General features: G+C 72.6%; 26 protein-coding genes. 21 read left to right on the forward strand and 5 right to left on the reverse strand.

The window, feature by feature from the left end; translation table 11 throughout:
- Positions 1-138 precede the first annotated feature (138 nt).
- Positions 139-1,527 (reverse strand): hypothetical protein, encoded by a 1,389-nt coding sequence (locus IGS67_RS09740; RefSeq protein ID WP_192280180.1) that lies wholly within the window; start codon positions 1,525-1,527, stop codon positions 139-141.
- A gap of 81 nt (positions 1,528-1,608) precedes the next feature.
- On the opposite strand from IGS67_RS09740, the gene IGS67_RS09745 reads away from it, so the two are divergent.
- From IGS67_RS09745 to IGS67_RS09805, 13 genes are all read left to right on the forward strand, one after another.
- Positions 1,609-2,496, forward strand: coding sequence for a tetratricopeptide repeat protein (locus IGS67_RS09745; protein ID WP_192280184.1), 888 nt, complete (start codon positions 1,609-1,611; stop codon positions 2,494-2,496).
- Positions 2,493-3,524: an HAD-IIA family hydrolase gene (locus tag IGS67_RS09750; RefSeq protein ID WP_192280187.1), complete on the forward strand. Its 1,032-nt coding sequence runs from the start codon at positions 2,493-2,495 to the stop codon at positions 3,522-3,524. The genes IGS67_RS09745 and IGS67_RS09750 overlap by 4 nt, the downstream gene beginning before the upstream one ends.
- A gap of 113 nt (positions 3,525-3,637) precedes the next feature.
- Positions 3,638-3,814, forward strand: coding sequence for a hypothetical protein (locus IGS67_RS09755; RefSeq protein WP_192280189.1), 177 nt, complete (start codon positions 3,638-3,640; stop codon positions 3,812-3,814).
- A complete protein-coding gene (locus IGS67_RS09760) occupies positions 3,811-4,719 on the forward strand; it encodes a TlyA family RNA methyltransferase (RefSeq protein WP_192280192.1) in 909 nt (302 codons plus the stop codon). Before IGS67_RS09755 ends, IGS67_RS09760 begins: the two co-directional genes overlap by 4 nt.
- Positions 4,720-4,723: 4 nt before the next feature.
- On the forward strand, positions 4,724-5,659 hold the full coding sequence (locus IGS67_RS09765) for an NAD kinase (protein ID WP_192280195.1): 936 nt from the start codon (positions 4,724-4,726) through the stop codon (positions 5,657-5,659).
- Positions 5,660-5,661: 2 nt separating this feature from the next.
- Positions 5,662-7,365, forward strand: coding sequence for a DNA repair protein RecN (recN, locus tag IGS67_RS09770; protein ID WP_192280659.1), 1,704 nt, complete (start codon positions 5,662-5,664; stop codon positions 7,363-7,365).
- Between the two features lie 8 nt (positions 7,366-7,373).
- The gene (steA, locus tag IGS67_RS09775; RefSeq protein ID WP_192280199.1) at positions 7,374-8,558 is read left to right on the forward strand and encodes a putative cytokinetic ring protein SteA; all 1,185 of its coding nucleotides are present in this window, start codon (positions 7,374-7,376) and stop codon (positions 8,556-8,558) included.
- Positions 8,559-8,610: 52 nt separating this feature from the next.
- Positions 8,611-9,681 carry a copper transporter gene (locus IGS67_RS09780; protein ID WP_192280202.1) on the forward strand — a complete coding sequence of 357 codons (1,071 nt, stop codon included), beginning with the start codon at positions 8,611-8,613 and terminating at the stop codon, positions 9,679-9,681.
- Positions 9,678-10,535 carry a hypothetical protein gene (locus IGS67_RS09785; RefSeq protein ID WP_192280205.1) on the forward strand — a complete coding sequence of 286 codons (858 nt, stop codon included), beginning with the start codon at positions 9,678-9,680 and terminating at the stop codon, positions 10,533-10,535. Before IGS67_RS09780 ends, IGS67_RS09785 begins: the two co-directional genes overlap by 4 nt.
- Complete coding sequence (murJ, locus tag IGS67_RS09790; RefSeq protein ID WP_192280208.1) at positions 10,532-12,169, forward strand: murein biosynthesis integral membrane protein MurJ; 1,638 nt, start codon at positions 10,532-10,534, stop codon at positions 12,167-12,169. The genes IGS67_RS09785 and murJ overlap by 4 nt, the downstream gene beginning before the upstream one ends.
- Positions 12,166-13,290, forward strand: a complete 1,125-nt coding sequence (locus tag IGS67_RS09795) for a glycosyltransferase family 4 protein (RefSeq protein WP_192280211.1) — start codon at positions 12,166-12,168, stop codon at positions 13,288-13,290. The genes murJ and IGS67_RS09795 overlap by 4 nt, the downstream gene beginning before the upstream one ends.
- A 59-nt stretch (positions 13,291-13,349) precedes the next feature.
- Positions 13,350-15,011 carry a CTP synthase gene (locus IGS67_RS09800; protein WP_192280215.1) on the forward strand — a complete coding sequence of 554 codons (1,662 nt, stop codon included), beginning with the start codon at positions 13,350-13,352 and terminating at the stop codon, positions 15,009-15,011.
- 58 nt (positions 15,012-15,069) lie between these two features.
- Positions 15,070-15,669: an NUDIX hydrolase gene (locus tag IGS67_RS09805; protein ID WP_328742313.1), complete on the forward strand. Its 600-nt coding sequence runs from the start codon at positions 15,070-15,072 to the stop codon at positions 15,667-15,669.
- A gap of 90 nt (positions 15,670-15,759) precedes the next feature.
- Here IGS67_RS09805 and IGS67_RS09810 read toward each other — a convergent pair whose 3' ends face one another.
- From IGS67_RS09810 to IGS67_RS09825, 4 genes are all read right to left on the reverse strand, one after another.
- Positions 15,760-16,527: a MerR family transcriptional regulator gene (locus IGS67_RS09810; RefSeq protein ID WP_192280221.1), complete on the reverse strand. Its 768-nt coding sequence runs from the start codon at positions 16,525-16,527 to the stop codon at positions 15,760-15,762.
- Positions 16,528-16,683: 156 nt separating this feature from the next.
- Complete coding sequence (locus tag IGS67_RS09815; protein WP_192280224.1) at positions 16,684-17,709, reverse strand: COX15/CtaA family protein; 1,026 nt, start codon at positions 17,707-17,709, stop codon at positions 16,684-16,686.
- A gap of 99 nt (positions 17,710-17,808) precedes the next feature.
- Positions 17,809-18,585 carry an ABC transporter permease gene (locus IGS67_RS09820; RefSeq protein ID WP_192280228.1) on the reverse strand — a complete coding sequence of 259 codons (777 nt, stop codon included), beginning with the start codon at positions 18,583-18,585 and terminating at the stop codon, positions 17,809-17,811.
- Entirely contained in the window at positions 18,582-19,514 is a 933-nt protein-coding gene (locus tag IGS67_RS09825) for an ABC transporter ATP-binding protein (RefSeq protein WP_192280231.1), read from the reverse strand. The genes IGS67_RS09820 and IGS67_RS09825 overlap by 4 nt, the downstream gene beginning before the upstream one ends.
- A gap of 252 nt (positions 19,515-19,766) precedes the next feature.
- Here IGS67_RS09825 and IGS67_RS09830 point away from each other — a divergent pair, with 252 nt between their 5' ends.
- The 8 genes from IGS67_RS09830 to IGS67_RS09865 all read left to right on the forward strand — a co-directional run bounded on the left by IGS67_RS09830 (position 19,767) and on the right by IGS67_RS09865 (position 26,593).
- Entirely contained in the window at positions 19,767-20,543 is a 777-nt protein-coding gene (locus tag IGS67_RS09830) for a helix-turn-helix transcriptional regulator (protein ID WP_192280234.1), read from the forward strand.
- Entirely contained in the window at positions 20,540-21,988 is a 1,449-nt protein-coding gene (sufB, locus tag IGS67_RS09835; protein WP_192280237.1) for a Fe-S cluster assembly protein SufB, read from the forward strand. Before IGS67_RS09830 ends, sufB begins: the two co-directional genes overlap by 4 nt.
- Positions 21,988-23,217: a Fe-S cluster assembly protein SufD gene (gene sufD / locus IGS67_RS09840; RefSeq protein WP_192280240.1), complete on the forward strand. Its 1,230-nt coding sequence runs from the start codon at positions 21,988-21,990 to the stop codon at positions 23,215-23,217. The genes sufB and sufD overlap by 1 nt, the downstream gene beginning before the upstream one ends.
- A complete protein-coding gene (locus IGS67_RS09845) occupies positions 23,214-23,549 on the forward strand; it encodes a non-heme iron oxygenase ferredoxin subunit (protein WP_192280243.1) in 336 nt (111 codons plus the stop codon). The genes sufD and IGS67_RS09845 overlap by 4 nt, the downstream gene beginning before the upstream one ends.
- Positions 23,550-23,566: 17 nt before the next feature.
- Complete coding sequence (sufC, locus tag IGS67_RS09850) at positions 23,567-24,322, forward strand: Fe-S cluster assembly ATPase SufC (protein ID WP_192280246.1); 756 nt, start codon at positions 23,567-23,569, stop codon at positions 24,320-24,322.
- Between the two features lie 113 nt (positions 24,323-24,435).
- The gene (locus IGS67_RS09855; RefSeq protein ID WP_192280249.1) at positions 24,436-25,707 is read left to right on the forward strand and encodes a SufS family cysteine desulfurase; all 1,272 of its coding nucleotides are present in this window, start codon (positions 24,436-24,438) and stop codon (positions 25,705-25,707) included.
- Between the two features lie 11 nt (positions 25,708-25,718).
- The gene (gene sufU, locus IGS67_RS09860) at positions 25,719-26,273 is read left to right on the forward strand and encodes a Fe-S cluster assembly sulfur transfer protein SufU (protein ID WP_328742320.1); all 555 of its coding nucleotides are present in this window, start codon (positions 25,719-25,721) and stop codon (positions 26,271-26,273) included.
- Positions 26,270-26,593, forward strand: a complete 324-nt coding sequence (locus IGS67_RS09865; RefSeq protein WP_102508856.1) for a metal-sulfur cluster assembly factor — start codon at positions 26,270-26,272, stop codon at positions 26,591-26,593. The genes sufU and IGS67_RS09865 overlap by 4 nt, the downstream gene beginning before the upstream one ends.
- Positions 26,594-26,622: the final 29 nt, after the last annotated feature.

Here is a 26,622-nt window from a genome sequence, read left to right on the forward strand (position 1 = left end):
TGGGAGAGTAGGACGCTGCCGGACATTCTTTCGCGAAGGCCCACCCCGTTGAGGGGTGGGCCTTCGTCGTTTTCTCCACCTCTCGCGGGTGGTGCACGGCGGATCGACTATTCGCGCCCGTGCGATGGTCGGACCGCGTCAATCCGTGGGAGGAAGGGTGCGGCCGTTGGCGTGAGCCAGCAGCGGTGCGTGCCTGCATCTGACTCTCGTGGGAGGCGGACGGCGGTTCCTCCGTCGGTTCATCGTAGGAGCAGGGCCGCTGGCGATTGCCGTCGAAGGTGCGGTTGAGCCGAGTCCGCGCACGTCATCGCTGAGTGGTGACGCGCGTGACTGCTCTGGGACGACCCACCCGTGGTCACGTGATGAGAGAATGCATCGATAACAACATCGTGGAAGGAAGCGACCAACGTGAACGATCAGCAGGCTGGCGGCGACCGTCAGGATCGCCGCCCCGAGCGCGGCGACCGCAGCTACCGCGGAGGCCGCGAGCAGGCAGGCCGTGACGATCGCTCCGGAGCCCGCGGCGGTGACTACCGCGACGGTGGCGCCCGTGCGAGTCGTGACGGCCGCGAGCGTCGCTACGGCGATCGGCCCTCGTACGGACAGCGCGACGACAGCCGCGGCGGTGCTACCCGAGGTGGCGCTTCGCGCGAGGGTGGGTTCCGCGGTCGCAGTGAGAGCGGGGAGCGTCGCTACGGCGACCGTCCTGCCTACGGGCAGCGCGACGACCGCCGCGACGGCGGTTCCCGTGACGGTGGCTTCCGTGGTTCCCGTGGTGCTGGCTCGCGTGAGGGTGGCTTCCAGGGAAGCCGCCCGAGCGCACCCCGCGATAGCCGTGACGGGGAGCGCCGTGACGGTGGCTTCCGCAGCAGCCGGGACGGCGGGGAGCGTCGCTACGGCGACCGTCCCGCCTACGGGCAGCGCAACGACCGCCGCGACGCCGCTTCCCGTGACGGTGGCTTCCGTGGTTCCCGAGATGCGGGCACGCGCGAAGGGGGCTTCCAGGGAAGCCGACCGAGCACACCCCGCGATAGCCGGGACGACGACCGTCGTGACGGCGGTTTCCGGGGTAGCCGCGATGGTGGCTTCCGCGGGAGTCGTGCGGGTGGCGAGCGCCGCTACGGCGAGCGCCCGGCCTACGGCCAGCGCGATGGCCAGCGCGACGAGGGCCGCGACGGCGGTTTCAGGGGTGGCCGTGACGGTGAGCGCCGCGACGGCGGCTTCCGCGGTGGCCGTGACGGTGGCTCCCGTGAGCACAGCGCCCCGGCTGGCCGTGACGGTGGCTTCCGTGGCAGCCGTGACGGCGGGGAACGTCGCTATGGTGAGCGTCCGGCCTACGGCCAGCGCGACGACCGCCGTGACGGCGGCTTCCAGGGCAACCGCGAGGGCGGGTTCCGTGGACGCAGCGACGGCGGCGACCGTCGCTTCAGTGACCGCCCGTCGCACGGGCACCGCGAGGACCGTCGCGACAGCGGGTTCCGGGGCGCGCGCACCCAGGGCGACGCGGCACGCGGCGATCGCCCCCACGGCCCCGCACGCGACGCATCGGACCGCCGTGACGTGCGGCGGGACACGCCGCGCGACACGATGCGTGACGACCGTCGTGAGGTGCCCGCAGGTCCCGAGATCCCCGAGGACGTGACGATCGGCGAGCTCGACCGCGAGGCGCGCGCGAACCTGCGCTCGCTCTCGAAGCAGAACGCGGAGACGGTCGGCCGTCACCTCGTCATGGTCGCGCGTCTCTTCGACGTCGACCCCGAGCTTGCCTACCAGCACGCCGTCGCGGCGGTCGCCCGCGGCGGACGCGTCGACATCGTTCGCGAGACCGCCGGTCTCGCCGCGTACCGGACCGAGCGCTACGCCGAGGCCCTGCGCGAACTGCGCACCGTGCGTCGTCTCAACGGTTCGTCCGAGCACCTTCCCGTCATGGCGGACTGCGAGCGCGGGCTCGGGCGTCCTGAGCGTGCGATCGCGCTCGCGCAGACCCCCGAGGTCGAGACGCTCGACGTCGAAGCGCGCGTGGAGCTGTCGATCGTCGTCGCTGGCGCGCGCATGGACCTCGGCGAGACCGAGGCCGCGCTCGTCACCCTCGACGACATCGACCTCACCGGCGTCCCCCGGCTTCAGCAGGTGCGTGTCCTCCAGGCTCGTGCCGACATCCTCGAGTCCGTCGGCCGTGACGAGGAAGCCGCAGCGGTGCTCGCGGGCGTCACCCCCGCCGAGCTGGCCGCAGCGATCGGCGAGGTCGAGATCGACGAGGACGTCATCGTCGTCGACCTCGACGACCTCGTTCCCGACGAGGACGAGGAGGACGATGAGGACGCGAACGGCGCCGAGGAGCCCGACGCGACCGGCGGCGACCCGCTCGCCGAGTCTGCGGACACACCCACGGCCGAGGACGGAGACCTCGACGATGCGGCTTCGGCTGACGCTGACGCCGACGCCGACGCCGACGCAGACGCCGACACGGCAGCGACCGAGGAGGAGCGCGCGTGACCGCAGGACTTATCGGATCTGCCGCCCCGCTCGCCGAGGCGTTCGACCTCGCACTCGTCGACCTTGACGGCGTCGCCTACCGGGGACCGCTGCCGATCGACCACGCGGCACCCAGCCTCACCGGTGCGCGCGACCGCGGGATGCGTCTCGTCTTCGTGACGAACAACGCGTCGCGCGAGCCCGAGGACGTCGCGGCCCAGCTCACCGGCCTCGACATCCCGACGTCGCCCGACGAGGTCATGACCGCGGCCCAGGCCGCGGCCCAGGTCCTCGCGGCCCGGCTCGAGCGGGGGGCGAAGGTTCTCGTCGTCGGGGGCTCCGGTCTGCGCACCGCGGTGCGCGAGGTCGGCATGACGATCGTCGGCTCCGCCGATGAGGCGCCCGACGCCGTCGTCCAGGGCTTTGCCCCGGACCTCGGGTGGAAGGACCTCGCCGAGGCTGCGTACGCAGTCGGTCAGGGCGCCTGGTTCGTCGCGTCGAACCGTGACCTCTCGCTGCCGACGGCGCGCGGCTACGCGCCGGGCAACGGGGCGCTCGTCGGCGCCGTCGTCGCCGCGACCGGCGTCGAGCCGGACTCCGCGGGCAAGCCGTCGCCTCGCATGTACGAGCTCGCGGTCGAGCGTGTCGGGGGAGCTCGCCCGCTCGTCGTCGGCGACCGGCTCGACACGGACCTCGCCGGGGCCCGCTCGGGCGGGTACGTCGGGCTCCACGTCCTCACGGGCGTGAGCACCGCGCGCGACGACATCCTTGCGGAGCCGCACCTGCGACCGCATCTCATCGGTGAGGACCTGCGTGCGCTGCTCGTCGCCCACCCCGAGCCCGTCGCGCGCGAGGGCTGGTGGACGAGCCGCGGCGTCGCCGCACGTGTGACGGACGGACGGCTCGAGCTCGACGACGCCCACGGAGACGCGGACGCCGAACCCGTCGACCTCGTGCGTGCTGCGTGCGCCGCCGCCTGGGCGTCGGCCGACGCCGGCGCACCGCTCGACCCGGCCGCCGTACCGGAGCTTGCCGTCGGCAGCCACTGAACGGCACCCCGGACGGCCCTGTCCCCGCAGACACCTGTGGGAACAGGGCCGTCCTGCACGTCGTCCGCTAGCGTGGACGCGCGGCACGACACGACCGAGAGGACACCGAGGACATGAGCGACGGCCCCACAGGCGACGCGACCGTCGACGCGGCGCTCGCGCCGCTCGGCGACCTCGCCGCGCGCCCTCTCGCCGAGCACCCAGGCGTCCTCGAGGACGTCCACCGCACGCTCCACGAGCACCTCGCCGAGGAGCCCGCCGCACCCGGTGAGGCACGACCGCGCCCGTGAACCAGCCCGAACACCCTCCCGTCACCGAGGAGCGGCTCGACGTCGCGCTCGTCGCGCGCGGCCTCGCCCGGTCGCGCGCCCGCGCCGCCCAGGCGGTCAAGGACGGTCGTGTCCACGTCGACGGAGTCCGTGCGTCACGCCCCGCGCAGCCCGTCGCCCCCAGCGCCACGCTGACGATCGACGTCGCTCCCGACGGTGAGCTCGTCTCACGGGCAGGAGGGAAGCTCGTCGGTGCGCTGGCCGCGCTCGACCGGCTCGCCGCGACGGGCGTCCCGACGCCCGAGCCGCGCGGGCTCGACTGCCTCGACGTCGGCGCCTCGACCGGCGGCTTCACCCAGGTGCTCCTCGAGCGCGGGGCCCGGGCCGTCGCGGCGATTGACGTCGGGCACGACCAGCTCGTCCCCGAGCTGCGCCGCGATCCCCGCGTCACCGTGCGCGAAGGGCTCAACGCACGCGAGCTGCGGGCTGACGACCTGCCGTTCGCCCCTGCGTTCGTCGTCGCCGACCTCTCGTTCATCTCGCTCACGCTCGTCCTCCCGGCGCTTCGCACCGCGGCTCCCGCAGCAGAGCTGCTCCTCATGGTGAAACCGCAGTTCGAGGTCGGACGTGCGCGGCTCGGCCAGGGCGGCGTCGTCCGTGACCCTGCCCACCACGTCGACGCGGTGCTCGACGTCGTCGCGTGCGGGGCCGTGCACGGCGCCCGCCTGCGCGGCGTCGTCGCGTCCGCGCTCCCTGGGCCCTCGGGCAACCGCGAGTTCTTCTGCTGGTTCTCCCCGGACGTCCCGCACGACGCCCACGCGGCGCGCACGGACGCCGAGCCCGCCGTACGCGCCGCGGTGGCAGACTCGACCGGGGCGACCGTCCGCACCGTCGGCGCCCCTCCTCACGACCGAGATGGACGGTGACCACATGACCCGCACCGCGATCGTCGTCGCCCACGGTGGACGCGCCGAGGCGCTCGCCGCGCTCCGGGAGACCCTCCACGAGCTCGACGCCGTAGGCTTCGACGTCGTCGTGCACGACGACCACGAGCACCTGCCCGTCCACGGCGACCTCGAAGGGACTCGGCGCGACGGCGTCGGCGCCGCCGAGATCGTCGTCGTCCTCGGCGGGGACGGTACGATCCTGCGCGCGGCCGAGCTCACCCGCGGCACCGACGTCCCTATCCTCGGCGTCAACCTCGGCCACGTCGGGTTCCTCGCCGAGTCCGAGCGCGAGAACCTCCGTGCCGCCGTCCAACGCATCGGGGCCCTCGACTACGAGGTCGAGGAGCGCGGGATCGTCGAGGTCACGGTCCGCACACCTCAGGGCGACGTCCTCACGGGCTGGGCCCTCAACGAGGCGACCGTTGAGAAGGCCGACCGGGAGCGCATGATCGAGGTCGTCGTCGAGGTCGACGGCCGGCCGCTGTCGTCCTTCGGGTGCGACGGCGTCATCGTCGCGACGTCGACCGGCTCGACCGCGCACGCGTTCTCCGCAGGCGGCCCCGTCGTCTGGCCCGACGTCGACGCGATGCTCCTCGTGCCGCTCGCCGCCCACGCGCTGTTCGCACGTCCGCTCGTCGTCGGGCCGAGGTCCGCGTTCGCGATCGAGGTCGTGCCTGCCTCCCAGGCGTCAGGCGTCCTCACGCTCGACGGCCGTCGGCGCGTCGACGTCGCGCCAGGATCCCGCGTCGAGGTGACGCTCGGAGCCGACCGCGTGCGGCTCGCGCGCCTCAGCCACGCGCCGTTCAGCGATCGGCTCGTCAACAAGTTCGATCTGCCCGTCGTCGGCTGGCGCGGCGCAGCCCGTGCCGCCGCCGGGAACCGCGGCAGCGTCCGCACAGCACCCGACCAGGAGGGATGAGCGTGCTTGAGGAGATCTCGCTCGAGAACATCGGCGTCATCACGCACGCGCGCATCCCGCTCGCGCCAGGCCTCACCGCCATCACGGGGGAGACCGGAGCGGGCAAGACCATGCTCCTCACCGGTCTCGACCTCCTCATGGGCGGCAAGGCCGACCCGGGTCGTGTCCGTACCGGGACGGACCGCGCCGCAGCCGAGGGCACGTTCGTCATCCCTGAGGGGTCGGCCGTGCGCGAGCGGGTCGCGGACGCGGGCGGCGAGATCGACGACGACGGGGCGCTCGTCGTCCTCCGGACGGTCGCAGCCGCCGGCCGCTCCCGAGCCCACCTTGGCGGGCGCACAGTCCCGCAGAGCGTCCTCGCCGAGATCTCCGGCGAGCTCGTCACCGTCCACGGGCAGGCCGACCAGCTGCGGCTGCGCTCACCGCGACGGCAGCGGGAGGCACTCGACGCATACCTCGGCGCTGACCATCTCGCACTCCTCGGCCGCTACCGCGACGCCTGGACCGAACGCAGCGCCGTCCTCGACGAGGCCGCACGTCTCGTCGCCGAGCGCGACGACCGGGCCCGTGAGGCCGAGCTGCTACGCCTGGGACTGGCCGAGATCGAACGCGTCGACCCGCGCGCGGGGGAGGACACCGAGCTCGACGCGCTCGTCGAGCGGCTCAGCAACGTCGAGGAGATCCGCCTGCGCGCTGCCGAGGCCCACGCGGCGCTCGTCGGCGACGACTCGGGCGACTCCCAGCCCGACGCCGTCGGGCTCGTCGACCACGCACGCCGCGCGCTCGACCACGCAGGCGAGCACGACCCCGAGCTGGCGAGCCTCGCCGCCCGCACCGCGGAGATCGGCTACGTGCTCGCCGAGATCGCCGCCGAGCTGTCCTCGCACCTCGCCGGGCTCGAGGCGGACCCTGTCGCGCTCGAACGCGCCCACGAGCGGCGCGCCGAGCTCACGACGCTCATGCGGTCCTACGGCAGCGACGCGGCCGAGGTGCTCGACTGGGCCTCGCGCGCCGGGCTGCGGCTGCTCGAGCTCGAGGGCGGCGACGAGCGTCTCGTCGAGCTCGGCGAGCGTCGCGACGCGCTCGACGCGCTGCTCGCGGAGCTTGCGGACGCGCTCGGCGCGGCACGCCGGCGAGGCGCCGAGGAGTTCGCCGCACGTGTTACCGCCGAGCTCGAGGGACTCGCGATGGCCGGGGCCCGGCTCGTCGTCGACGTCGCGGCCGCTGAGCCGGGGCCCTACGGCGCGGACGACGTGTCGATCTCGCTCGTGCCTCACGCCGGTGCACCCGCGAGCCCCCTCGGACGCGGGGCGTCGGGCGGCGAGCTGTCGCGCGTCATGCTCGCCGTCGAGGTGGTCCTCGCAGCGAGCCCCGGGGGGGACACACCGTCGTTCGTCTTCGACGAGATCGACGCGGGCATCGGCGGACGTGCTGCGCTCGAGGTCGGCGCGCGGCTCGCGCGGCTCGCGCGTGACGCCCAGGTCGTCGTCGTCACGCACCTCGCCCAGGTCGCGGCGTACGCCGACCAGCACGTCGTCGTCACGAAGTCGTCGGCCGCGGACGGCGACGTCGTCACCCAGTCTGACGTCCGCACGGTCACGGGCGACGACCGCCTCGCCGAGCTCGCCCGCATGCTCTCGGGCCAGGACTCCGAGGTCGCGCGCACCCACGCGGCCGAGCTCCTTCGCAGCGCGGTCGTGGGATGATGGCGGCGATGAGACTCACCTTCCGCCGGGGGGAGACCCCCGAGCCCACGACCGGTATCCACGGCCCCGCACGTGTCGACGCCCGCACCAAAGACCTCACGAAGCGGCTGCGCCCCGGTGACGTCGCGGTCATCGACCACCTCGACATCGACCGCGTCGCCGCCGAGGCTCTCGTCGCCGCGCGTCCCGCCGCCGTGCTCAACGCCGCACGGTCGATCTCGGGACGCTACCCGAACCTCGGCCCCGAGATCCTCCTCGCCGCAGGCATCCCGCTCGTCGACGACCTCGGCCCCGACATCATGACGATGCCCGAGGGCCGCAAGGTCCGCGTCGAGGGCGCGTCCGTGTTCCTCGGTGACGCCTTCGTCGCCGAGGGCGTGCTCCAGGACGACGACACCGTCGCAGCCGCGCTCGCCGAGGCCCGCGAGGGCCTCTCCGTGCAGCTCGAGTCGTTCGCCGCGAACACCATGGACTACCTCCGGCGGGAGCGTGAGCTCCTGCTCGACGGCGTCGGCGTCCCGGACATCCGCACGCAGATCGAGGGCCGGCAGGTGCTCATCGTCGTGCGCGGCTACCACTACCGGGAGGACCTTGCGACGCTCCGTCCTTACGTGCGCGAGTACCGCCCGATCCTCATCGGTGTCGACGGCGGCGCCGACGCGATCCTCGACGAGGGCTGGAAGCCTGACCTCATCGTCGGCGACATGGACTCGGTGTCCGACAAGGCGCTTGCATGCGGTGCCGAGATCGTCGTCCACGCGTACCGGGACGGCAAGGCTCCGGGTCTCGAGCGGGTCGAGCGCCTCGGGGTCCACCACGTCGTGTTCCCCGCGACGGGCACGAGCGAGGACATCGCGATGCTCCTCGCCGACGACAAGGGCGCCGAGGTCATCGTCGCTGTCGGCACGCACGTCACGCTCGTCGAGTTCCTCGACAAGGGCCGTGCCGGCATGGCCTCGACGTTCCTCACCCGTCTGCGGGTCGGCGGCAAGCTCGTCGACGCGAAGGGCGTCTCACGCCTCTACCGCCAGCGGATCTCCAACGTGCAGCTGACGATGCTCGTCGTCGCCGGACTCGTCGCGCTCGTCGTCGCGCTGCTCTCGACGGCCGCGGGCCAGACGCTCTTCGGCCTCGCGGGTGCCCGCGTCGACGACGTCTGGAGCTGGTTCGTCGGGCTCTTCTCCGGGCCGTGAGGCCCCGCACCTCCGTGACGCCCCGCCCCCCGACCCGAGGACCACTTCAGCCGTGATCGACTTCCGCTACCACCTCGTCTCGCTCATCTCCGTGTTCCTCGCGCTCGCCGTCGGGATCGTCCTCGGCGCGGGCCCCCTCAAGGAGGCGATCGGCGACCAGCTCACGGGGCAGGTCGAGACGCTGCGCACCGACAAGGAGAACCTCCGCACCAAGCTCGCGGAGGCCGAGTCCGACGTCGCGTCGCGCGACGCTTTCCTCGCCGCGACGTCCGCGCAGCTCACCGCCGGCACGATCACGGGCCGCCGCGTGACGTTCGTCGAGCTCGCCGAGACCGACGACGCGATCGTCGAGGCGATCACGGCGCACCTCGTCACGGCCGGGGCGCAGGTCGCCGGCACCGTGAGCGTCTCCGAGCAGTGGACGAGCGAGGGGCAGGCACGCTACCGGCAGGCACTCGTCCCGTCGCTCACCGACTACCTCCCGCAGGGCAGCACCGGATCGCACGACGCGAGCCTCGCGCGCGCCCTCGTGCTCTCGCTCGTCCAGCTCGCGCCCGAGGGCGACGCGTTCTCCGCCGACGCGCTCCAGCTGCAGAGGCTCCTCGCGGCCGGCGACTTCGTCAGCTACTCGGAGGACATCGCACCCGCCGACATGATCGTCGTCCTGGCCCCGACGGGCACGCCCGCCGGCGAGAGCACGACCGCGCCGACAGCGCAGGACGCGACGTCGCTGCTCATCCAGCAGGAGCTTCCCCGTGCCGCGGTCGAGCTCGCGGAGGGGTCGGTCGTCGCGGGGGACACCTCCTCGGCGCTGCTCGCCGCGATCATCGGCGGCGACGACGCGGACACCGTCTCGACGGTCAACGACGTCGATGCGCTCACCGGCCAGATCTCCGTCCCGCTCGCCCTCGCGGCACGCGCCGCAGGCACCGTCGGGCACTTCGGCACGGGCGACGGGGCGACGGCGGTGGCGCCCACCGTCGTGAGGCTCGACGAGGTCGACCGGACGACGCGGCGCGCCGCCCCACCCGAGGCGCCGCCGACCGGCGGCAACACCGACGAGGCCACCGGCGACGCCTCGGACGAGCCGTCCGGCGACGCGTCCGACGGAGCCGAGGGATGAGCGCCCGCCGAGCGTTCGGCACGCTTGCCGGGCTCGTCGTCGGGGCCGTGAGCACCAGGGTGTCGCGCTCCGTGCTCGACGGTGCAGCGGCCGACCTCGACCCCGAGACCTGGACGCGCACGAACTACGCCGGCCGTCGGGTCGACCTCAAGGCCGGCCCCGCGCTCGCTGCAGGGCTCGCCGACGCCGCGCTCGCCGCCGGCGTCGTCGGCGGCACTCCCCGCACGGGCGTCGCGCACGCCGTCGCCACCCTCGGCGCAGGAGCCGCGGGCCTCAACGACGACCTCCGCGAGGCGCCCGAGGACCGTCGCAAGGGACTCCGCGGGCACCTCGGTGCGCTGCGTGAGGGCCGAGTGACGACCGGAGCTGTGAAGATCGCCGGGATCGGTGCGTCGGCGTTCGTCGCAGCGCTCGTCGTCGACGGCGGGCGTGGCCCGCGCAGCGTCGGCCGCCGCACCCTCGACGTCCTCGTCGACACCGCGCTCGTCGCTGGCGCCGCCAACCTCGTCAACCTCCTCGACCTGCGGCCCGGACGCGCCCTCAAGGCGGGCGCGGCGACCTCCGTCGCCCTCACCCTCGCAGGTCAGGGTCTCGCCGCAGCCCCCGCCCTCGGACCGATCGCCACGGCCGTGACGGCGGACCTCGAGGAGGACGACATGCTCGGCGACTGCGGCGCCAACGCGCTCGGCGCGCATCTCGGCGTCGCCGCTACCGGTGCGCCGCTGCCCGCGCGGGCGGCCCTCCTCGCGGGCATCGTCGGTCTCACGCTCGCGTCCGAGCGCGTGAGCTTCTCGGCCGTCATCGACCGCACTCCTGCGCTCGCTGCGGTCGACGCCTGGGGTCGACGGAGGTGACCGAGGGCTCGCGCCGACGGCTCGCCGGGAGCCTCGTCGGCGCGGCGGCGCTCATCACGGCCGTCACGGTGCTCTCCCGCATCCTCGGGTTCGTCCGCTGGGTCGCGCAGGCGGGAACCGTGGGCTACGACGCGGTGGGGACGGCGTACGCGTCGGCCAACACCGTGCCCAATGTCCTCTTCGAGGTCGTCGCCGGAGGCGCCCTCGCGAGTGCGCTCGTCCCGCTGCTCGCGGCGCCGCTCGCGCGCGGCCTGCGCGCCGAGACCGACCGCACGGCGTCGGCCGCGCTCACGTGGGCGCTCGTCGCGCTCGCGCCGGTCGCGCTCCTGGTCCTCGTCCTTGCCGAGCCCGTCGCCCGCGCGCTCGCGCCCGACGACCCCGCGACGGTCGAGCTCACGGCGACGTTCCTGAGGATCTTCGCCCTCCAGGTCCCGCTCTACGGCGTCGGCGTCGTGCTCTCGGGCGTCCTGCAGGCGCAGAAGCGGTTCTTCTGGCCGGCATTCGCGCCTGTCCTCTCGACGCTCGTCGTCCTCGGTGCGTACGCAGCGTTCGCGCTCACGGCCGACGGCCGTCAGGGCGATCCTGCGGCGCTCCCGGACGTGGCCGTCGCATGGCTCGCGTGGGGCACGACCGCAGGCGTCGCCGCGATGAGCCTGCCGCTGCTCGTGCCGGTGCGACGCTCCGGGGTCCGGCTGCGTCCGACGCTCTCGTTCCCGGACGGTGTCGCGGCCCGGGCGCGGCGGCTTGCCGGGGCCGGCGTCACCGCGCTGCTCGCGCAGCAGGTCGCGGTCGTCGTGACGCTTCGGCTCGCGGGGACGTACGGCGGAACGGGGACGTGGCCCGTCTTCCAGTACACGCAGGCTGTCTACCTCCTGCCGTACGCGGTTCTCGCGGTGCCGCTCGCGACGAGCGTCTTCCCGCGGCTCGCGGAGCGTGCCGGTGACGACGACGCCCGCGGGTTCTCGTCGCTCGCCGCCGGGACGACGCGCGCCGTCGCGACACTCGCGGGGCTCGGCGCCGTCGCGCTCGTCGCGGCAGCCCCCGCGGTCGCGGTGGCCTTCGGACGCGTGGGTCGGGGTGACGCGGACGTCGTCGGCGCCATGGGGCCGACGCTCACCGCCATGGCTCCGGGCCTCGTCGGGTTCTCGGTGCTCTTCCTCGCGACGCGGGCTCTCTACGCGCTCGAACGTGCCCGGTCCGCGATGCTCTCGGGTTCGCTCGCATGGGGGGTCGCAGCGGTCGCGTCGTTCGGGCTCGTCCTCACGACGACGGGATCGGCGCCCGACGCGCCGGGGACGCTTGTCGCGCTGGGGGCGGGCAGCACGCTGGGCATGACCGTCGGTGGCGTGGCGGCACTCCTCGCTCTGCGACGTGCGCTCGGCGCGCGCGTCCTTGCTGGAGTCGTGCGTACCGCGGCGGCAGTCGTCGCCGGCGGAGCAGCCGCGTCGTTCGTGGGACGCGCGGTCACCGACGCGCTCGTCGGCCCCGGCGCGACGCTCGGCACGGCGGTCGGGGGAGGGGCGGTGGGTGCGCTCGCAGCGGCCTGCGGTCTCGCGCTCGTCCTCGCCGTCGTCGACCGACGGACGCTCCGCGCCGCGCTCGGTCGGCTCGGACGTGGCAGGGTGGCGTCATGACGCTGCCCGACGTTCCCGACGTGCACGGCACCCGGGTGCTGCTCGTGCTCGGCACGAGCGCGGGAGGTGTCGTGCGGCACGTCGCTCAGGTCGGAGCATCGCTCCGCGAGGTCGGCGCCGACGTGCGCGTTGCGGGGCCCGCGTCCGTCGTGGGCGCGCTCGGGGGCCTGCCGTGGGCCGACGTGCCGATCGGGCCCCGGCCAGGGGCTGCTGACGTGACGGTCCTCCGCCGGCTGCGCGCGCTGCTCGAGGGCGCGGACGTCGTCCACGCGCACGGGCTGCGTGCGGGGGCGCTCACCGTGCTCGCCGCGCGGAGCCGGAGCCGGCGCCGACGTCCCCGTGTCGTCGTGACGCTCCACAACCTTCCCGTCGGGGGGCGCGGTGTGCGCGCCGTCTCCGCGGTGCTCGAACGCGTCGTCGCGCGGGGCGCCGACGTCGTCCTCGGCGTCTCGGGCGACCTTGTCGCGAGGGCGAGGGCGCGGGGGGCTCGGCATACCACGCGTGCCCTCGTTCCAGCGCCGACGGGGCCGGTCGTCGACGGCGACCGGCCGCAGATCCTCACGGAGCTCGGGCTCGGTCCGTCGTCGCGGCTCGTCCTCACGGTGGCCCGGCTCGCCCCGCAGAAGGGCCTCGACACGCTTCTCGACGCTGCCTGCTCGCTCGCGCGGCTCCCCGCAGGTCGCGACGTCACGTGGTGCGTCGCGGGAGGGGGTCCGTTGCTCGAGGGGCTCCGCGCCGACGCCGCGCGGCGCGAAGCCCCCGTGCAGCTGCTCGGTCCGCGCGACGACGTGCCACGGCTGCTCGCCGCAGCCGACGTCGTCGTCTCGACAGCCGTGTGGGAGGGGCAGCCGATCGCCGTGCAGGAGGCGCTCCGTGCCGGCTGCGCGCTCGTCGTCACAGATGCGGGCGGCACGCGTGAGGTCGTCGGCGACGCCGCCGTCCTCGTGCCAGTCGGCGACGCACCTGCGATCGCGGCCGAGGTCGCGACGCTTCTCGACGATCCGCAGCGCGTCTCCCAGCTGCGTCGGGACGCGCTCGCGCGTGCCTCGACGCTTCCCACGCCGGTCGACGTCCTCGGCCAGCTCACCCAGGTCTACGCGGGTCAACTTTCTCGCGTGTGACATCGTTCGCACCGCGCGTCGTCGTCCGATGCGTCAGGTCGTTGTTAGAGTGGAGTTCCGTGGCAGAGCATGCGAACCGACTCTCCGGGCGGTCGGAATCAACGACCCGGCACATCTTCGTCACGGGAGGCGTCGCCTCCTCTCTCGGTAAGGGGCTCACAGCCTCGAGCCTCGGTCGCCTGCTCCGCGCGCGCGGTCTTCGGGTCACGATGCAGAAGCTCGACCCGTACCTCAACGTCGACCCGGGAACGATGAACCCGTTCCAGCACGGTGAGGTCTTCGTCACCGAGGACGGCGCCGAGACGGACCTCGACATCGGTCACTACGAGCGATTCCTCGACGTGCCGCTCTCGGGCAAGGCGAACGTCACGACCGGTCAGGTCTACTCGCACGTCATCGCGAAGGAGCGCCGCGGCGAGTTCCTCGGCGACACTGTCCAGGTCATCCCGCACATCACCGACGAGATCAAGGCGCGCATGCGGGCGCAGGCGAGCGATGACGTCGACGTCATCATCACCGAGATCGGCGGCACCGTCGGCGACATCGAGTCGCAGCCGTTCCTCGAGGCCGCCCGTCAGGTGCGCCACGAGCTCGGGCGCGACGTCGTCTTCTTCCTCCACGTCTCGCTCGTGCCGTACATCGGTCCGTCGGGCGAGCTCAAGACGAAGCCGACGCAGCACTCGGTCGCAGCACTGCGCTCGATCGGCATCCAGCCCGACGCGCTCGTCCTGCGAGCCGACCGCGAGCTCCCCGACTCGATCAAGCGCAAGATCGCACTCATGTGCGACGTCGACAACGAGGCCGTCGTCACGGCCGCCGACGCCCCGAGCATCTACGCGATCCCGCGCGTCCTGCACTCCGAGGGCCTCGACGCGTACGTCGTGCGCCGCCTCGGCGTCCCGTTCCACGACGTCGACTGGGCCGAGTGGGACACACTGCTCACCCGCGTCACGGAGCCTGCCCATCACGTCGAGGTCGCGCTCGTCGGCAAGTACATCGACCTGCCCGACGCCTACCTTTCGGTGACCGAGGCGCTCCGCGCCGGCGGCTTCGCGAACGACGCGAAGGTCGTCATCCGCTGGGTCGCGTCCGACGAGTGCCAGACACCGCAGAGTGCGCGCGAGGCGCTCGAGGGCGTCGACGCCGTCCTCGTCCCGGGCGGCTTCGGCGTCCGCGGCATCGAGGGCAAGATCGGTGCTCTGCGCTGGGCCCGCGAGAACAAGGTTCCGACGCTCGGCATCTGCCTCGGTCTCCAAGCGATGGTCATGGAGTACGCCCGGACCGTCGTCGGGCTCGAGGGCGCCTCGTCGTCGGAGTTCGACGTCGACACGCAGCACCCCGTCGTCGCGACGATGGAGGAGCAGCAGGCGTTTGTCGAGGGCGCGGGCGATCTCGGTGGCACGATGCGCCTCGGCGCCTACGACGCGGTCCTCGCCGAGGGCTCCGTCGTCGCCGGGGTGTACGGCGCGACGCGGGTCTCCGAGCGTCACCGTCACCGTTACGAGGTCAACAACGCCTACCGTGACCAGATCGCGGAGGCTGGGCTCGTGTTCTCGGGCACGTCGCCCGACGGGGGTCTCGTCGAGTACGTCGAGCTGCCCGCTGACGTCCACCCGTACTACGTCTCGACGCAGGCGCACCCCGAGTTCAAGTCGCGTCCGACGAACGCTCACCCGCTCTTCGCCGGTCTCGTGGCGGCGGCGCTCGCCGCGCAGGACTGACGTGGACGACCCGCTGTTCGACCGGTCGGCTCCCCGTCCCACGACGGGGAGCCGACCGGTGCACCGCGGCTACGTGTGGGACGTCGTCGCTGACGACGTCGACCTGGGTGACGGCGTCGTTGTCACTCGGGAGGTCATCGACCACCCCGGGGCCGTCGCCGTCGTCGCGCTCGACGATGAGGGGCGGGTCCTGCTGCTCAAGCAGTACCGGCACCCCGTGAGGTCCGAGCTCTGGGAGCCTCCTGCAGGACTGCTCGACGTCGCGGGTGAGGACGCGTGCCTCGCCGCGCAGCGCGAGCTGTTCGAGGAGGCGGACCTGCGCGCCGCGCGCTGGGACGTGCTCGTCGACTACTACACGACGCCGGGCGGCTCGAACGAGGCGCTGCGCGTGTTCCTCGCGCGCGACCTCACCGCCGTGCCAGAGGCCGAGCGCCACGTCCGGGAGGACGAGGAGCGGGACATGGTGCCCGTGTGGGTGCCGGTCGAGGATGCGGTCGAGGGGGTTCTTGCGGGACGGCTCCACAACCCGTCGACCGTCGTCGGGGTGCTCGCGCTCCAGGCAGCGCTCGCCGCGGATCTCACGACGCTGAGGCCTGCGGACGCGCCGTGGCCGCAGCGGCGGCCCGGTCCTCCCCCGGGCACGCGCTCGATCGGCTGAGAGCGACCGCAGATCTGGCGCACCAGGCCCGGACCCGACATCTCGGGTCCGGGCCTGGTGCGTGCAGCGGCGTGGGAGTGCGCGAGGACCTCAGTCCTCGTCGAACGTCGCGTGCTCCGCGTACGCGACAAGGACCTCCCGCACGTAGGCAGCGCCGTCCGGGCCGCCGTAAGTCGCCGCGAAGCGCTCGTCGGCGACGTACATCTCGGCGAGGCCGAGGAAGTACCCGCGGCTCACCGTGCGTGCCGCGCCACGCAGCCACGCGTGATGGCGCGCCGCCACCTCGCCGGCCTCGGGCGAGTCCGCAGCGACGCCGCGGGCCGCGAGGTCCGCGAACGCCGCGACGATCGCCTGCGTCTGCGCTCCGAAGGCCACGCGGCCCTCCTCGCCGAGGTCGCGCCACCAGCGGTCGGAGCTCTCCCAGGCGTCGCGGCCCCACCGTCGTGTGACCTCGTCGGCGTGGACCGCATGGTCAAATCCGTCAAACATCTTCTCGGGCACGAGGCGCCCTCCGTCCTGTCGTCCTGCGAGGGTGTGCCGCACCGCAGCGATCCGCCTCTCGAGGCGGTGTCGTTCCTCGACGAGCTCTGCGAGGTGCCGCTCGAGAGCGGCCGCCTCGTCCGTGAGCCCGTCGAGGGCCTCGGCGATCGCCGCGAGGCCGAGTCCCAGGTCGCGCAGCAGCAGGATGCGCTGGAGACGGACGAGAGCGTCAGCGTCGTAGAAGCGGTAGCCGTTGGCGCCGGTGCGGGACGGCGGCAGGAGACCGATCGCGTCGTAGTGCCGCAGCGTGCGGCTCGTCGTGCCCGTGAGCCGCGTGAGCTCGTGGACCGACCACTCGGTCGCGTTCGTGGCGTGCATGGTGCCTCCTTCGTCGTCGACAACCAGACAACCGGTTGACGTCGCGTCAGAGTCAAGTGTGCCCTTAGCGGAGGTCGACGGACGGGCTCGCGGCCGTGCCGACGCGCCGACGAGGTGGTCGAGCGGGTGGTGCAGCTGACCTCCGCGCGTCGTGAGTCAGACCGCGTCGTGCCGCGCGGCGAGCGGCGTCGTCGACGCGAGCGCGGGCCGGACCCGCACCGAGAGGACGAGCCGCACGGCGACAGCTGTCGAGAGTGCTGCGCCGAGCATGTGGAGGAGCACGAGAACGATGGGCAGCCCGGTGAAGTACTGGACGTAGCCGATGACGGCCTGGAGGCCGATGACCCCGGCGACCTCGCGCAGCGCGTGCTGCGCACGCACGAGCTCGGCGCGATCGGGGGCTGCGGTGCGACGGGAGGCGAGCACGACGACGACGGCGAGCGCGACAACGGCCGCGACGTACACCCAGACGCTCACGCCGTGGAGCTTCGCGGCGAGCGCGGGATCGAGCGCGAAACGGTAGCCGACCTCCTCGTCGCCCGAGTGGGGGCCAGCACCCGTCGTCACCACACCGAGCGCGAGCATCGGCACGGCGAGGACGGCCGAGAGCAGCGCGAGCGGCCGGCCCGGTGAGGGGACGACGGTGCGCCCCGGCGCGTCACCCTCGCCGACCCGCGCGAGGAGGTACGTCGAGACGGCGACGAGGATGAGCGAGAGGAACATGTGCGACCCGACGATCGCGGGGTGGAGATCGACGAGCACAGTGATGCCGCCGACGACCGCCTGGATCGCGACGAGCGTGAGCGGCGCGAGGCCGAGCACGCGCAGGACCTTCGCTCGGTCGCGCATGCGCCACAGGGCGATCGCGACGAGCAGCGCCGTGATCGAGACGACGCCCGTGAGCGTCCGGTTGCCGAACTCGATCGCCGAGTGGAGCGCGGTCTCGGGGTGGTAGACGGGCGTGAAGCTGCCCGGCTCGCACTGCGGCCACGTCGAGCAGCCGAGACCCGAGCCTGTGAGACGGACGAGCCCGCCCGTGACGATGATGCCGATCTGCGCGGCGAGGTTCGCCACGAGGATGCCCCAGGGATGAGCGTCGACCCACGCGAGGAAACGCGCAAGGAGCGAGGTGCGCCGGACGGGCGCGTCGGGGCGGGCTGCGGTGGGCGCTGGGGTCGTCACGGCCCCTACGCTATGCCCGTGCGCCCGCGCGGGGCCAACTGCACGTCGGCGGCGTGGGACACGTCACGAGCGCCCGGCGCGAGCGCGCGGAGGCGCTCGTCAGGACCACCGGAACGTGCGGCTCGTCGCCCAGGTGAGCAGGCCCGCCCAGCCGAGGAGGGCGACCACGTCACGCCACGCAACGCCGTCACCGAAGGCACCGCGCAAGGCCTCGCCGAGAGCGCCCGACGGCAGCAGGCGGACGATGTCCGCGCCGACGCCCGGCAGCCAGTCCGTCGGCACGAGGACGCCGCCGACGAGCGTGAGCCCGATGAGCAGGAGGTTCGCGAGCGCGAGCACGGCCTCGAAGCGCAGCGTGCCGGCCATGAGCATCGCGAGCGCGGTGAACACCGCGGTGCCGAGGACTCCGATGCCGAGCGCGACGATGACGTCGCCGGGCTCGGGACGCCACCCGAGGGCGATCGCGACGCCGCCGAGGACGACGGCCTGCACGACCTGGAGGACGAGGACGGCGCAGATCTTCCCACCGAGGAGGCCGACGCGGCCGAGCGGCGTGGTCGCGAGGAGGCGAAGGACCCCTCCGCGCCGGTCGAAGGACGTCGCGATGGCCTGCGACGTCAGGGCCGCGGCCATGACAGCCATCGCGAGGACGCCCGGCGCGACGAGGTCGACGCGAGCGCCATCCGCACGGCCGAGGTCGACGACGTCCGTCGCGGCGAGCGCGACGAGCGCGACGAGCGGCATGAGGATCGTCACCATGATCTGCTCGCCGTTGCGGAAGATCGACGCGAGCTCGAACGTCGTCTGGGCACGCAGCCGGTCGAGGACCGGGGCGGCGCCGGGGTGCGGGGCGGGGGCTGCCGCGGGGGCGCTCATCGCATGCTCCGTCCGGTGAGGTCGAGGAAGAAGTCCTCGAGCGAGCGGGTGCCGAGGTCGAGGCGCGTGACGAGGACGTCCTCCGCCGCGCAGAACGCAAGGACTGCGGCGAGCGCGGCCGGGTCGACGGGACCCTGGACCCGCAGCGACGTCGGGTCGGGGGAGTCGACGGTCCATCCCTCGCCGAGGTGGGCGCGCAGGCGCGCTGTGGCGCCGTCGGGCAGAGCGGTGGCCGACGTGAGGGACGCGACCTGGTCGGAGCCGGTCGTGGTGAGCTCGGCGGGGGTGCCCTGGGCGATGACGCGGCCGTGGTCGACGACGATGACGTCGTCGGCGAGCTCCGCGGCCTCGTCCATGAGGTGCGTCGTGAGGATGACCGACGTCCCCTGCGCGCGCAGCGCGCGCACGAGCTCCCACACGGCGAGGCGGCTCTGCGGGTCCATGCCCGCGCTCGGCTCGTCGAGGAAGACGACCTCAGGTCGGCCGACGAGCGCGCACGCGAGCGCAAGACGCTGCCGCTGGCCGCCGGAGAGGCGGCGGACGGTGGTGCGGGCGAACGACGCGAGGCCGAGGCGCTCCGTGAGGTCGGCGACGGGCCACGGGTCGCGATACATGCGGGCGACGTGCGCGAGCACCTCGCCCGCGCGCTTCTGGGCGGGCAGCCCCGAGTCCTGGAGCATGACACCGACGCGCGGGCGGAGGGCGACGGCGTCGGCGAGCGGGTCGAGCCCGAGGACCCGCACCGTGCCGGCGTCGGGGGCGCGGAGACCCTCGCAGCACTCGATTGTCGTCGTCTTGCCGGCCCCGTTGGGGCCGAGGACAGCGGTCACAGCGCCGCGGACTGCGCTGAGGGTGAGGCGGTCGACGACGGCGCTGCCGCCGTAGCGCTTGACGAGGTCGCGTACCTCGACGACGGGATCTGCGGTCACGATCGGCAAGTCTAGGGCGGACGGCGCAGTCGGGCGTGCTCGAGGTGACACGCCCGGCCTCGGGTGTGTTTCACGCCACGTCGCGCGGCGGATGCCGTCGAGAACTGGGCGCAAGGGCTTGGGATCCGCCGAAACTCGCGGATGGCACGCGGGACCAAGGTCCCCAGGTAAGGCACGGCTTCCTTGCGGTCCAACATTTAGGGCAGGACACTGTTTCCTATATCGCTGACGACCCGTGGAAGGAGTGTGCGCATGACCGTCGATCCCGACGCCCGTCCCGCCGCACCTGCCGGCGAGCACAGCACACGCGACCGCGTCCTCGAGCTCGTCGTCTCCGACGGGCCCGTGAGCGCCGCCGATCTCGGCCTCCGGCTCGACCTCACGTCCGCCGCGATCCGCCGGCACATCGCGAGCCTCGAGGCCGACGGCCTCGTCGCCGTCCACGAGTCCGGCCACACCGGGCAGCGCGGACGACCCGCGAGGCGTTACGTCGCGACCGGTTCCGCGCAGGACCCGCTCGCCGCCGGCTACACGCAGTTCGCCCTCGAGGTCATGGCGCACCTGGAGAAGTTCGGTGGACCGGCCGCCGTCGAGGACTTCGCGACCACGAACGTCGCCGCACGCGAGGCCGGCTACGCCGCCGCGCTCACGGCGACCGACCCGACCGCACGCGTCCAGCAGCTCGCCGAAGCGCTCACCGACGACGGGTTCGTCGCCTCGGTGAGGCCCGTCCCCGGCACTCAGATGGTCCAGCTGTGCCAGGGCCACTGCCCCGTGCAGCACGTCGCCGCCCGCTACCCGCAGCTTTGCGACGCCGAGATCGCCGCGTTCTCGCGGCTCCTCGGCACGCACGTCCAGCGCCTGTCGACCCTCGCAGGAGGGGCGCACGTGTGCACCACGAACATCCCGGTGGGGCCGCCGCCCGGCGTCCCGCCGGACGACAGGGGACCGGCCTGCGCCACCCCCGTCACGCCCACCACCGGGACCCACCCCCGGCCGTCCGGCCGGACCGCGGAAGGAATGAGATGACCGCACCCACCGAGAACGTCGCGGAGCAGGCCGCTCCGGCGACCGACGAGGAGATCATCGCCTCGATCGGCGCGTACGAGTACGGCTGGCACGACGCGGACGACGCTGGCGCCCTCGCGCAGCGAGGCCTCTCCGAGGAGGTCGTCCGCAACATTTCGGCGCTCAAGAACGAGCCCGAGTGGATGCTCAAGACCCGCCTCAAGGCCCTGCGCCTCTTCGAGCGCAAGCCCATGCCGTCGTGGGGCGCTGACCTCTCTGGCATCGACTTCGACAACATCAAGTACTTCGTGCGGTCGACGGAGAAGCAGGCGACCTCGTGGGAAGAGCTCCCCGAGGACATCAAGAACACCTACGACCGTCTCGGCATCCCCGAGGCCGAGAAGCAGCGCCTCGTCGCGGGCGTCGCCGCCCAGTACGAGTCCGAGGTCGTCTACCACCAGATCCGTGAGGACCTGGAGGAGCAGGGCGTCATCTTCGTCGACACCGACACCGGGCTGCGCGAGCACCCCGAGATCTTCGAGCAGTACTTCGGCTCGGTCATCCCCTCGGGCGACAACAAGTTCGCGGCGCTCAACACGGCCGTGTGGTCGGGCGGCTCGTTCGTCTACGTGCCGCCGGGCGTCCACGTCGAGATCCCGCTGCAGGCCTACTTCCGCATCAACACGGAGAACATGGGCCAGTTCGAGCGGACGCTCATCATCGCCGACGAGGGCTCCTACGTGCATTACGTCGAGGGCTGCACCGCGCCGATCTACAAGTCGGACTCACTGCACTCCGCCGTCGTCGAGATCATCGTCAAGAAGAACGCACGCGTGCGCTACACGACGATCCAGAACTGGTCGAACAACGTCTACAACCTCGTGACGAAGCGTGCCACGGCCGCCGAGGGCGCGACGATGGAGTGGGTCGACGGCAACATCGGCTCCAAGGTCACCATGAAGTACCCGGCGATCTACATGCTCGGCGAGCACGCACGCGGCGAGACCCTCTCGATCGCGTTCGCGGGCGAGGGCCAGCACCAGGACGCGGGCTGCAAGATGGTCCACGCGGCGCCCAACACGTCGTCGTCGATCGTCTCGAAGTCCGTCGCTCGCGGCGGCGGACGCACGTCCTACCGCGGCCTCGTCCAGGTCCTCGAGGGTGCCAAGCACTCCGCGTCGACCGTCCTGTGCGACGCACTGCTCGTCGACCAGATCTCCCGCTCCGACACGTACCCGTACGTCGACGTCCGTGAGGACGACGTCTCGATGGGTCACGAGGCGACGGTTTCCCGCGTGAGCGAGGACCAGCTCTTCTACCTCATGTCGCGCGGCATGGAGGAGACCGAGGCCATGGCGATGATCGTCCGCGGCTTCGTCGAGCCCATCGCGCGTGAGCTGCCGATGGAGTACGCCCTCGAGCTCAACCGCCTCATCGAACTCCAGATGGAAGGTTCCGTCGGCTGATGACCACCACCACCCCCACCAACCTCAGCACGGACCACTCGCGCGCGACCGCCGACGGGGCGCACTCGCACGGCGTCGTCGTCCAGGGCTCGCGCGCCGAGCGCGTGACGTCGTTCGACCTCGCGGACATCCCCGTTCCCACGGGCCGCGAGGAGGAGTGGCGCTTCAGCCCGGTCGCCCGCCTCCAGCCGCTCTTCGCAGAGACGATCGAGGGCCACGGCGTCCAGACGACCGTCGTCGCCGCGCCCGAGGTCACCGTCGAGATCGTCGGCCGTGACGACGCGCGGCTCGGCACGTCCGGCCGCCCGGGCGACCGCGCCGCCGTCGTCGCGTGGAACACGTTCGCCGAGGCGACCGTCGTCACCGTGCCCGCCGAGCAGGTCGCCTCGACCGCGACGTCGATCCGCGTCGAGGGCATCGAGGGTCAGGGCGACGTCGCGACGTCGAACCACCTCGTCATCCGCGCGGAACGGCACGCCGAGGCTGTCGTCGTCATCGACCACGTCGGCGACGCGCTCCTCAACCAGACCGTCGAGATCGACGTCGCTGACGGCGCCCACCTCACGGTCGTCTCGGTTCAGGACTGGGCGGCTGGCGCCGTGCACGCGTCGTCGCACCGTGCCCGTCTGGGCCGCGACGCGCGCCTCAAGCACGTCGTCGTGACGTTCGGCGGCGACGTCGTGCGCATCACGCCCGACGCCGAGTTCACGGGCGAGGGCGGTGAGGTCGAGATGATCGGCCTCTACTTTGCCGACACGGACCAGCACCAGGAGCACCGCCTCTTCGTCGACCACGCCGTGCCGCGCTGCAAGTCGCGCGTCACGTACAAGGGCGCTCTCCAGGGCGCGGGCGCGCACACCGTGTGGGTCGGCGACGTGCTCATCCAGGCGAGCGCCGAGGGCACCGACACGTACGAGCTCAACCGCAACCTCGTCCTCACCGACGGGGCGCGCGCGGACTCCGTGCCGAACCTCGAGATCGAGACGGGCGAGATCGAGGGCGCGGGGCACGCGTCGACGACCGGCCGCTTCGACGACGAGCAGCTCTTCTACCTCCAGGCGCGCGGCATCACTGAGGCCGAGGCACGTCGCCTCGTGGTTCGCGGCTTCTTCGCCGAGCTCATCCACGAGATCGGGGTGCCCGAGGTCGAGGAGCGTCTGCTCGCGTCGATCGAGGCCGAGCTCGAGCGGTCGATGACCGCGATCCAGGGCGGTACGGCGTCCGCATGACCGTCCAGCTGGCCTGCCTCGCGCAGGACGTCCCTGTCGAGGGCACCTACCACGTCGAGCTCGAGGACGACGCGGGGAAGATCGTCGAGGTCGCGGTTGTCCGCGACTCCGACGGCACCCTCCACGCGATCAACGACGTCTGCTCCCACGGAGCGGTCTCGCTGTCCGAGGGCGAGGTCGACGGCTGCTTCATCGAGTGCTGGCTCCACGGGTCGCGCTTCGACCTGCGGACCGGCCAGCCCGACTCGCCGCCCGCCGTGCGGCCCATCCCTGTCTATCCCCTGACCCTCGACGGTGACCGTGTCCTCGTCGACGTCGACACCACCGTCTGAAAGCTTCTAGGAGAACAATGTCCACTCTGGAGATCCGCGACCTGCACGTCAGCGTCGAGACGAAGGAAGGCCCCAAGCCGATCCTCCGCGGCGTCGACCTCACCATCAACGCTGGCGAGGTCCACGCGATCATGGGGCCCAACGGCTCCGGCAAGTCGACGCTCGCGTACTCGCTCGCGGGCCACCCCAAGTACACGATCACGGGCGGTACGGTGACGCTCGACGGCGCCGACGTCCTCGAGATGTCGGTCGACGAGCGTGCCCGCGCCGGCATGTTCCTCGCGATGCAGTACCCCGTCGAGGTTCCCGGCGTCTCGGTGTCGAACTTCCTGCGCACCGCGAAGACTGCGATCGACGGTGAGGCCCCGGCACTGCGCCACTGGGTCAAGGACATGAAGGCCGCCATGGAGAACCTCCGCATGGACGCATCGTTCTCGGAGCGCTCGGTCAACGAGGGCTTCTCGGGCGGCGAGAAGAAGCGCCACGAGATCCTCCAGATGGAGCTTCTCAAGCCGAAGATCGCGATCCTCGACGAGACCGACTCGGGCCTCGACGTCGACGCGCTGCGCATCGTCTCCGAGGGCGTCAACCGCGTCACCGCAACCGGCGAGGTCGGCACGCTCCTCATCACGCACTACACGCGCATCCTGCGTTACATCAAGCCGGACTTCGTCCACGTCTTCGTCGACGGCCGGATCGCGGAGGAGGGCGGCCCCGAGCTCGCCGAGCGTCTCGAGAACGAGGGCTACGACCGCTTCCTCACGCACGCGTGAGCAACGCCGGGCAACCGCCCGGCCCCGGTGCGGCGGAGCGTCCCTGATGCTCCGCCGCACCATCCCAGCACTCTTCCGGGCCGGTGAGGCCCACGACCACGAGGCGGTAAGACATGCTCAGCGACGTCGAGCTCGCCGCGGTGCGCGCCGACTTCCCGCTGCTCGCGCGCACCCTGCGCGACGGGCGGCCGCTCGTCTACCTCGACTCCGGTGCGACGGCTCAGAAGCCTGACCCGGTGCTCGACGCCGAGCAGGACTTCTACCTCCAGCGCAACGCTGCCGTGCACCGCGGAGCCCACCAGCTCGCCGAGGAGGCGACCGACGCGTTCGAGAAGGCCCGCGAGTCGGTCGCGCGCCTCGTCGGCGCGGACACGGACGAGATCGTGTGGACGTCGGGTGCGACGGCTGCGCTCAACCTCGTCGCGTACTCGATCGGCAACGCGAGCCTCGGGCGTGGGGGCCAGGCGGCGCGCCGCCTCGCGGTCGGCCCGGGCGACGAGATCGTCGTCACCGAGGCCGAGCACCACGCGAACCTTCTGCCGTGGCAGGAGCTGTGCGCCCGCACGGGTGCGACGCTCCGCTGGCTCGGGGTCGACGACGACGGTCATATCCGCGTCGAGGACGCCGCGACCGTTGTCACGGAGCGCACGAAGATCCTCGCGTTCACGCACGTCTCCAACGTCACGGGCGCCATCACTCCGGTCGCGCCGCTCGTCGCGCGGGCGCGGGAGGTCGGGGCGCTCGTCGTGCTCGACGCGTGCCAGTCTGTGCCGCACCTGCCCGTCGACGTCAAGGCGCTCGACGTCGACTTCGCGGCGTTCTCCGCGCACAAGATGCTCGGGCCCACGGGCGTCGGCGCGCTCTACGGCCGCCGCGAGCTCCTCGAGATCATGCCGCCGTTCCTCGTCGGCGGATCCATGGTCGAGATGGTGACGATGGAGGCGACGACGTACGCGCCGCCGCCCCAGCGGTTCGAGGCCGGCACGCAGCCGGTCGCGCAGGCCGTCGCGATGGGCGCCGCCGCCGACTACCTGCTCGAGCTCGGCATGGACCACGTCGCCGCGCACGAGGTCGCACTCACGCGCGCGCTCCTCGAGGCCGTGGACCTGCCGGGCGTGCGCGTCATCGGCCCGACGGACACGACGGACCGTCTGGCGGTCGTGTCGTTCGTCGTCGAAGGCGTCCACTCCCACGACGTCGGGCAGGTGCTCGACGACAAGGGCATCGCCGTCCGCGTGGGCCACCACTGCGCGCAGCCGCTCCACCGGCGCTTCGGCGTCGCGGCGACGACGCGCGCGTCAGCTTCTGTGTACACGACGCTCGACGACATCGCGGCGCTGCGGGAACACCTCGCAGGGGTCCGGACGTTCTTCGGTCTGTCCTAGGAGGAACATCAATGTCTGCCAGCGCGATGGAACAGCTCTACCAGCAGGTCATCCTCGACCACTACAAGGCTCCGCACGGTCGCGGCCTGCTCGACGCCGACGCCGCGCACGCGTGCGGCGAGTCCCACCAGCTCAACCCGACGTGCGGCGACGAGGTGACGCTGCGCGTCGCCGTGTCGCCCGCCGACGGAACCCCGCGCATCGACTCGATCACGTGGGACGGCCAGGGCTGCTCGATCTCCCAGGCTTCGCTCTCGGTGATGACCGAGCTTGCGTCCGGCACGACGGTCGAGGAGGCGGAGTCGCTCGGCGACCTCTTCCGCGACCTCATGTCGACGCGCGGCAAGGGCCTCGACGACGACGACGCGGAGGATCGCCTCGGCGACGCGACCGCGTTCACGGGCGTCTCGAAGTTCCCCGCCCGCATCAAGTGCGCACTGCTCGGCTGGGCCGCGCTGCGCGACGCGCTCGTGCGCACCGGAACCGTCGGCGAGGCGCAGGCCACCGCGTCCGCCGCGCACACCACCCCGACCACCACGACTCCGACCTCCGAGGAGCACGCATGACGACCCCCAGCCCGGTGAACGCCGCCGACGTCGAGGAGGCGATGCGTGACGTCATCGACCCCGAGCTCGGCATCAACGTCGTCGACCTCGGCCTCGTCTACGGCATCACCGTCGACCAGAACAACCACGCCGTCATCGACATGACGCTCACGTCGGCGGCCTGCCCGCTCACGGACGTCATCGAGGACCAGACCGGTCAGGCCCTTGAGGGCCTCACCGACGGCTACCGCGTCAACTGGGTGTGGATGCCGCCGTGGGGCCCGGAGAAGATCACGGACGACGGCCGCGACCAGCTGCGCGCGCTCGGCTTCAACGTCTGAGAGCTCGATCGGCACGTGGCGAGGGCCGC

Source organism: Flavimobilis rhizosphaerae (genome assembly GCF_014852685.1).
GTDB classification, from domain to species: domain Bacteria; phylum Actinomycetota; class Actinomycetes; order Actinomycetales; family Cellulomonadaceae; genus Flavimobilis; species Flavimobilis rhizosphaerae.